Source organism: Moorena sp. SIO4G3 (assembly GCF_010692305.1).
Taxonomy (GTDB): domain Bacteria; phylum Cyanobacteriota; class Cyanobacteriia; order Cyanobacteriales; family Coleofasciculaceae; genus Moorena; species Moorena producens_A.
This window is the reverse complement of record NZ_JAAHIG010000373.1, coordinates 1-8,384: the sequence shown is the minus strand read 5'-3', so window position 1 is coordinate 8,384 and position 8,384 is coordinate 1. Positions and strand designations below refer to the sequence as shown.

Below are 8,384 nucleotides of genomic sequence, written 5' to 3'. Positions count from 1 at the left end.
CTGATTTTTGCCCCCCTAACCCCCCAAATTTGGGGGGAACAAGAGTCAATTTGCTTGTAAAAGTCCCCCAGAATTGGGGGATTTAGGGGGCTTGGATGTAGCAAATGAGACTTCTCAGACAACCTCTTAGGATCAGACACTAGCGGGAAAACTACCACCAGCGATGCAGCGCGGTCTTGGGAAGGCAGCGCCGCCAAAGGGGGTTCCCCCCATGAGCGACTGCCGTGGTTTCCCCCACTCGCGCTTTGCATCAAGAAATAAAATGAACATCACTGAAGGTTTCGATCCATAGACGAGCACCACAACGCAGTGGGTGCTCGGGCTGATAGACAATCCGACATGGGCCAAGGATTTCGATCTGGTTGCCGTATAGATTGTTGCCGCTTCGTTTTACCGAAATCACTGGCTGACGGTCTTCGGCAGGTTTACCATTGTTGGTGCCAATCCGATTACGGTTGACATTGATCGTGGCTAGAGCGGGAGGACGACTGGTACGCCATTTGCCCTTGGGTCCACGGGTACCTTTGGTGATTTGTGGTAGGTGGTTGAAAAGAGGAATAATCCAGAATTTGCCGCTTTTATAGGCACCCCTGACCCGACCCTTCTCCAGGAGTTGGCGCAATCGTCGAGAAGAAATACCTAATAGAGATGCGGCTTCGGTAGTACCAACGCAGTGGTTCATGTTGGGATTCCTTAACTATTCCTATAAAACTACTATAGCAAAAATTTATTTCTGGACGCCTTAATGTGAAGTTATGTAAAGTTTGGCCAAACTGACCAGACAACTAGGGTGAAATAATTTTTCATGATTGATATCTAATCAAAACGGATTTAGTATTACACAGGACTTACGCGGTGAAGTTTATTTCGCTCCCCTATCCCCCCAATTCTGGGGGGGAATGATGTCAAAGTCCCCCAGAATTGGGGGACAAACGGGGGCAAATGCGTAAGTCCTGTTACAGCCACCTAGCTCTGCCCTGTAAACCGCGATATGACTACCAACCAATTGTTAGAATCAAACCTTGAATCTCTAATCAATACAGCTGCTCAAAATCATCAGTTAGGTAAATTAGATGAGGCTGAATCTATCTACAGACAGGTAATACAGATTCAGGGGAATAATCAGGGTGAGGAAAAGCTTTTATCTAAGCCCTATAACGTGATAGCCATTGCTAATCTGGCAAGTATATTTGAGGAAAAAAACAAGCTAGAGGAAGCGGTAGGGTTGTACCAACAAGCTTTAACCCTAAAACCTGACTTTGCTGAAGTTCATAACAATTTGGGAAATATCTTCTGGGCAAAAGGAGAGTTAGAGAAAGCAGTACAGTATTACCAAGAAGCGATTAGGGTTAAACCTGACTATGCTCTGGCTCATAACAATTTAGGAAATTTACTTTATAATCAGGGTAAGTTAGGGGAAGCGATACAGTCCTACCAAGAAGCGATTAGGGTCAAACCTGACTATGCTCAGGCTTATAGTAATTTGGGAAATGCACTCCAGGTACAGGGCAAGTTAGATGCGGCACGAGAGTCCTACCAGGAAGCGATTAGGCTGAAACCTGATTGTTTTCAGGCTCATAACAATTTGGGAGCTTTATTCCAAAAACAGGGCAAGTTAGATGCTGCAAGAGAGTCTTACCAAGAAGCAATTAGGCTTAAACCTGACTATGCTGACGCTCATAACAATTTGGGAACAATACTCCAAAAACAGGGCAAGTTAGAGGAAGCGATACAGTCCTATCAGGAAGCGATTAGGTTTAAACCTGATTTTGCTGAGGTTTATAACAATTTAGGAAATACACTCCACGAACAGTGCAAGCTAGAAGAAGCCCTACAGTCTTACCAGCAAGCATTAAGTATTAACCCTAACTTGGCTGAAGCTAAACTGGCCATGTGCGTGTGTCAGATTCCGATCATTTATTCAAGTGTTGATGAAATCAAGGTAACGCGAAATAATTACCAAGCTAGTCTCAAACAATTAGCGGATAGCTATACACAGAGCGATACAGAGCTAAGTCCAAGGGAACTGCTAAGTGCCGCTAATGCGGTGGGAGCCTTTCAGCCTTTTTATCTGGCCTATCAAGGGTTAAATAACCGAGAGTTACAGCAAATTTATGGACAAATGATTTGCCAGATCATGTCCCAGTGCTATCCCCGGTGGAGCCAGAAAATTCCTCTACCAAATTTAGCACCTCATGAAAAAGTTCGGATTGGGGTTATTTCAGAATTCTTTTGGGATCATTCTAATTGGAAAATACCGATCAAGGGCTGGGTAGAAAATATAGATAGATCGAATTTTGAACTATTTGGTTATCACACAGGGTTAAAACAGGATAACGAAACAGCAATAGCCGCAAAATCATTTGTCAAATTTGTTCACGGTTCTTTGACTATCGAAGAATGGTGTGAAGTAATCACAGAAGATAAATTACACATCCTTATTTTTCCGGAATTCGGGATGTCCCCCACTACAGTTAAGTTGGGTTGTTTAAGACTGGCTCCGATTCAAATGACATCTTGGGGACATCCCGATACTAGTGGGATGCCGACGATTGACTATTACTTGAGTAGTGATTTAATGGAGGCAGAAAATGCTCAAGAGCATTATAGTGAGAGGTTAGTTAGATTACCGAATCTCTCTATCCATTACACACCTTTGGAAATTACACCAGAAGCGATCGCTAAAAAGGATATAGGCTTAGATGATGATGAGATTATGTTCTGGTGCTGCCAATCGTTATATAAATATTTACCTGACTATGATGATGTATTTCCTAGAATTGCTAAGGAGTTAGCTCATCGGTGTAAGTTTGTATTTATTAAATATGTTAAAAGTGACCAGGTTACTGAGATATTTGAGCAGCGTTTAAGGGATGCTTTTAATAAATTTGGCCTCGATTATACAGACTACTGCATATTTTTACCGTTCCTGAATAACAGGAGGTTTGCTGGAACGTCAGCGATAGCGGATGTATTCTTGGATAGCATTGGTTGGTCTGGATGTAACTCTAGTTTAGAATCTATTGCCCATAATATTCCGATTGTGACATTCCCAGGAGATTTGATGCGTGGTCGGCATACGATGGCAATTCTAAAAATGATGGGTCTGGAAGAGACAATTGCTTCGAGTAAAGAGGATTATGTGAAAATTGCGGTACGGTTAGGTCAAGATGCTCAATATCGTCAATACATATCTAATCAAGTTGCTGAAAATAAGCATAAGTTATATGGTGACTTAAAACCGGTAAGAGCATTGGAAGATTTTCTATTGAATGTAGTCCATAAACCAAGACAATTTGCGATGGAAACTATTTCTGAAGCACTACAACTTGCTGTTCAACATCGTCAAGCCAATCGCTTAAACAAGGCTGTACAGGTTTACTATAAGATTTTGGAACAACAGCCTAATCATCCGGAAGCTTTATATGGCTTAGGGGTGCTGGCACAGCAAACAGGTCAGTATGAGATGGCCGAGAAGTTGTTCAGAGCTACTGTGGAAGCGGAGCCGAATTCTGTTAAGGGTTGGTTCAGTTTAGGTAATTTGTGCCAAGGTCAAGGTCAGTTGTCTGACTCGGTGGAGTGTTACCAACGAGTCTTAACAATACAGCCGAACTTAGTACCGGTTTACAACAACCTTGGATATGCTCTACAACAACAAGGTAATTGGGACGATGCGATCGCATCTTATCAACAAGCTTTGGAGATTCAGCCTACCTGCACTGAAGCTGATGTGAATTTGGGCAATGCACTCCACGCTCAAGGGAAGCTTTCCTTAGAAAAACAAGCACACTACGCAGAGTTGAACTATGAGCTAGGGGTTACCCGGCAAAAGGCAGGGGATTTGACTAATGCTGTGGCTTACTATCGCCAAGCAGTCGCGATGCAGTCAGATTTGGTAAACGCTCATTACAATTTGGGAGTGGTGCTTGAAGAGCAAGGTGAGTTTGAACATGCGATCGCATCTTATCAGAAGGTTCTGGAGCTCAATCCTAGTTATGGGGAAGTGTACTTTAATTTAGGCAGGATTTACCAAACCCAGAAGCAGTTAAAGGAGGCAGCATCTGCTTATCGACAAGGGTTAATGCTAGTCAATCCCCGGTATGGGAAAGTAGTAAATCCTGACAACGCTTTTGAAAATCCTTCTGACAACGGTTCTAGAGTATCTCCTGAGACACTAACACCACCGCAGGTAGAACAACCAGAGGTTACGATCGGGGGATATCAGTTTCCAGGGATTCCGAGGGTATCGGTAAGTGAAGAGAAACGACCGTTTTGGACAGTAATTATTCCTTTATATAACCGTACTGACTATCTTCTGGAATGTCTGGCGAGTGTGTTGGCTCAATGGCAGGGCGAGGAGGAGATGGAAATTTTGGTTATGGATAATGCCAGCACACCTCCTCTATACGATTTGGTCAATTCGATTGGGGGAGGGGTAGTTCGCTACTACCGGAATCCAGAAAATATCGGTGCGCGACGCAATTTTAATCTTGGTATTGCCCTCAGTCGCGGTCAGTGGATTCATGTGCTTCCTGAAGATGAATATGTTCTTCCAGGTTTTTATTCCCGGTTGAAGAAGAGTCTAGAAACATGTAGTGATTCTGTGGGAGCAGCATTTACGGGTTATGAAAATATCAATGAGAAAGGAAAGATAATTTTCTCCCAACAAGTGTATGGAAAAGATACGGGTATCCATCAAGATTGGCTGTGGAAGATTGGCACCTCCAATGTCTTGAATCCCTGTGCAGTTGTGATTCGTCGCTCTACTCATGAACATCTGGGGTGTTACGATCCAGGGAATACTTATACTCCTGACTGGGAACTTTATAAGCGTATTGCTAGTTTTTATGATTGGTGGTACGAAGGCGATATTTTGGCACGTTACCGTGAGCATGATAATAATATGACCAGTGAACTGATATTATCTGGAGCTCAAGCAACGTCTATCCGCCTGGGGATTGAAATTTCCGAGAGCTATCTTCCTGCTGAGCATTGTGCAGCAATTACAGCCAACGCTCGTAACCATTACTTTAATTATTGTCTAAACCATATGGTAATTCCCCTAAAGACAGGGAATCTTGCTGGTGCGTTTCGTCTGCTCCAAGAGGCACTCAAAATTGATCCGTCTCCTCAAGCTGTGGAGAAATTATTTACTTGGCTTACTAAAGCCGAAGCTGCTCCCCTACGGGATGAGATTGCTTCAAAGTTGCGCTCGATTATGTTGAATCATAGTTCAGAAAGTTTTTACTTTGCTTATCCCTAGGGCGTGTTTTCAAAGTTTTCCGCAAGATTATGATCCCCCCCAGCCCCCCTTAAAAAAGGGGGGAGCCATACTCAAAGTCCCCCTTTTTTAAGGGGGATTTAGGGGGATCTCCGAGGCAAGAAGACACACCCTAGTTACAGCAGTTTTCAATTACCAATTGATAATTACCAATTAAAAAATAAAAAATTAGGATTACAACAGTGACACAACTTTCTGAAGCACTTCAAGTTGCTCTTCAATATCATCGAGCCAATCGCTTGGTCGAAGCTGAGCAAGTTTATCGTCAGATTCTAGCAGGAATACCTAACCAACCAGATGCTTTGTATGGGTTAGGAATGCTAGCACAACAGGTAGGTAAGTACCAAACTGCTGAGGAGTTTTTCAATACAACCCTCCTGGTGGATCCGGAGTCTTTCAAGGCTTGGTTCAGTTTAGGCAATTTGCGTCAAGCCCAAGGTCAATTGTCAGAAGCAGTGGAAGCTTATCAGCGAGCGTTAGCCCTACAGCCAAACTCGGTAGCGCTTTACAACAACTTTGGCTATGCTCTACAACAACAAGGCAAGTGGGAAAATGCGATCGCATGCTATCAAAAAGCTTTGGAGATTCAGCCCAACTGTGCTGAAGCTGATGTGAATTTGGGTAATGCTCTCCACGCTCAGGGGCAGCTTTCCGAAGAAAAACACGCCTACTACGCTGCCTTAAATCACGATTTGGGCGTTAGTCGGAAAATAGGAGGCGATTTGAAGACTGCGGTGGCTTACTACCGGAATGCGATCGCAATACAGCCAGAGTTGGTAAACAGTCATTATACCTTAGGGGTTGCTCTCCAAGAACAAGGCAAATTAGATGATGCGATCGCATCCTATAACAATGTCCTCAAACTCAATCCCAGTAACAACGAAGTCTACACCACTTTAGTGCATAATAAATTAACTAGGATTGACCGAGAGCAAAACAAATTAAACAACAAATTAAATCATCAATTAAACGGAGCAGATTCTAAGAAACGATTAAAGATAGCATTTGTCTGTCAACCCTTTGTGATGACATCGTTTCCAAACCCGATGGATTCTATCGGAATTTTGACCTATGAATTCGTGCGTCTTTTAGTTCAAGATGGTGATGTGATTGTCTATACACCAGGAGAACGCTTTAATACGGCAAGTCATGACGGAGTAGACTATCGATATATTCCCATAGGCCGGGATAAAAAACTGCTAAACTATCTAGAAAAAATTCCAGGATTCCAGAATCTAAAACGTCCTATATTTGGCTCCCAACTCTATTACCTCGGATATATTTTACAAGTAGCCAATGACTTGAGAAAACAGCAATGTGATGTTGTTCACATTCACAACTTATCTCAGTTTATTCCAGTGATACGAGCCTTGAACCCAGGAATAAAAATTGCCCTGCACATGCATTGTGAGTGGTTGACCCAACTCGATCACAAAATTCTAGAAAAGCGGCTTAGTAAGGTAGATTTAGTTATTGGTACTAGTAAGTATATCACAGAAGGGATTCGCCAGCGTTTTCCTAAATTTGCCGAGCGCTGTCAGCCGGTTTTTAATGGGGTAAACCTTGATCGCTTCATGAATTTCTATGTCAGCCATAATCAGCAAAATGGCAGCACCAAAAATCCTGCTAAACGATTACTGTACGTGGGGAGAGTATCTCCAGAAAAAGGCTCCCATGTCTTATTAGAGGCTTTTAAAAAAGTGCTTGAGCGCTGCCCTCAAACCAAACTTGATCTCGTTGGTCCTGTAGGTGCATTACCCTACGACTATCTTGTGGGATTAAGTGATGACTCCAAAGTGGCAGAGTTAGCGTCATTCTACGGTGATGAAAGTTGGACAGGTTACGTGAGACGATACCTGTCCGAATTGAATGATCACTTTGGTGCTGATCTAGCCAGCCAAGTATCCTTCACTGGCTCCCTTCCTCAATCTAAGTTAGTCAATTATTATCAGCAGGCAGACATTTTTGTATTTCCCTCAGTATGTCACGAAGCATTTGGGATGCCAATTGTCGAAGCTATGGTTGCAGGTCTTCCCGTTATTGCTACCCAAGCTGGTGCTTTTCCCGAGATTGTGGAAGATGGTAAGACAGGTCTGCTGGTTGAACGGAGTAATGCTGATGCTTTAGCAGACGCCATCTTGCAACTTCTTTCTGACCAAGAACTTAGAACATCTATGGGACAAGCTGGACATCAGCGAGCAGTTGAAGTATTTTCTTTCGAGAAAGTTGTTGATGATTTACTCAAGCATTACAAGACTATTCTTTGAGGCGTTACTTAATTGAAGTATGAATGCGCGAGCGTTTGGTTTTGGTAAAGCCCCCTAAATCCCCCAAATTTGGGGGACTTTTAGAGTTTTGTTCCCCCCAAATTTGGGGGGCTAGGGGGGCAAAATCATACCCAGAATCAGCAACGCCTTATTTTAAAGCAAAAGACAGAAGTGTTGAACATCCAAACAGGGAATAGTGACAAGTGACAAATTAAAAATGAACAATAAATTATCCTTAAAAACTCTGGTACGCCAGTTTTATCGTTTTCTCATCCATAGAACCAGAGTTGAGTATGACAGAAGTAATCTAAGACGCTCGGCGATTATTTTTTCACCCCATCAGGATGATGAAACCCTTGGCTGTGGTGGAACAATTATCCGTAAAAAGCAAGCCGGAGCCGATGTAAAAATTGTTTTTATGACGGATGGATGTCAATCTCATGCTCATCTGATTCCAGAAAATCAAGTAAAATCAATACGTGCTAATGAAGCCTTGGCAGCCGCTCAACAACTTGGTCTGCAACAGCATGATGTGAGCTTCCTGGAATTCAAAGATGGAACATTAGATAAAACCAGAAAGTTTGCTATCCAAAACGTTGCAAAAATTATTCTTAACTATCTTCCTGAAGAAATTTTTATTCCCTACTACAACGATGGGGTGTCTGACCATAATGCTACCAATGAAATTGTCGTAGCTGCACTCAAAACAATTAAATTTGATGTGACAGTTTATGAGTATCCTATATGGTTTTGGAATCACTGGCCTTGGACAAGGGTGGAAGGGAGTAAACCAAACCTAGTCTCCTTTTTTAAAAAAACCATCATGTCAGGGTTTA

General features: G+C 42.7%; 4 protein-coding genes and 1 pseudogene. 3 read left to right on the top strand and 2 right to left on the bottom strand.

Features of this window, described 5'->3' with window-relative positions:
* Nucleotides 1–251: pseudogene (locus F6J99_RS36925) on the bottom strand (hypothetical protein); the annotation flags it as partial.
* Nucleotides 251–682, bottom strand: coding sequence for a helix-turn-helix domain-containing protein (locus F6J99_RS36920; protein ID WP_293120714.1), 432 nt, complete (start codon nt 680–682; stop codon nt 251–253). The gene F6J99_RS36920 and the pseudogene F6J99_RS36925, both read right to left, overlap by 1 nt.
* A gap of 309 nt (nt 683–991) precedes the next feature.
* Between F6J99_RS36920 and F6J99_RS36915 the strand changes: the two genes are divergently transcribed.
* From F6J99_RS36915 to F6J99_RS36905, 3 genes are all read left to right on the top strand, one after another.
* Complete coding sequence (locus F6J99_RS36915) at nt 992–5,263, top strand: tetratricopeptide repeat protein (RefSeq protein WP_293120712.1); 4,272 nt, start codon at nt 992–994, stop codon at nt 5,261–5,263.
* Nucleotides 5,264–5,463: 200 nt separating this feature from the next.
* The gene (locus F6J99_RS36910; RefSeq protein WP_293120710.1) at nt 5,464–7,548 is read left to right on the top strand and encodes a glycosyltransferase; all 2,085 of its coding nucleotides are present in this window, start codon (nt 5,464–5,466) and stop codon (nt 7,546–7,548) included.
* 217 nt (nt 7,549–7,765) lie between these two features.
* Nucleotides 7,766–8,384 (top strand): PIG-L family deacetylase (locus F6J99_RS36905; protein WP_293120708.1); only part of this gene is annotated, 619 nt, incomplete at its 3' end.

What these genes read in the sequence shown, in the direction of transcription:
- F6J99_RS36920 (WP_293120714.1), bottom strand. Translation starts at nt 682, where the DNA reads ATGAACCACTGCGTTGGTACTACCGAAGCCGCATCTCTATTAGGTATT.
- F6J99_RS36915 (WP_293120712.1), top strand. Translation starts at nt 992, where the DNA reads ATGACTACCAACCAATTGTTAGAATCAAACCTTGAATCTCTAATCAAT.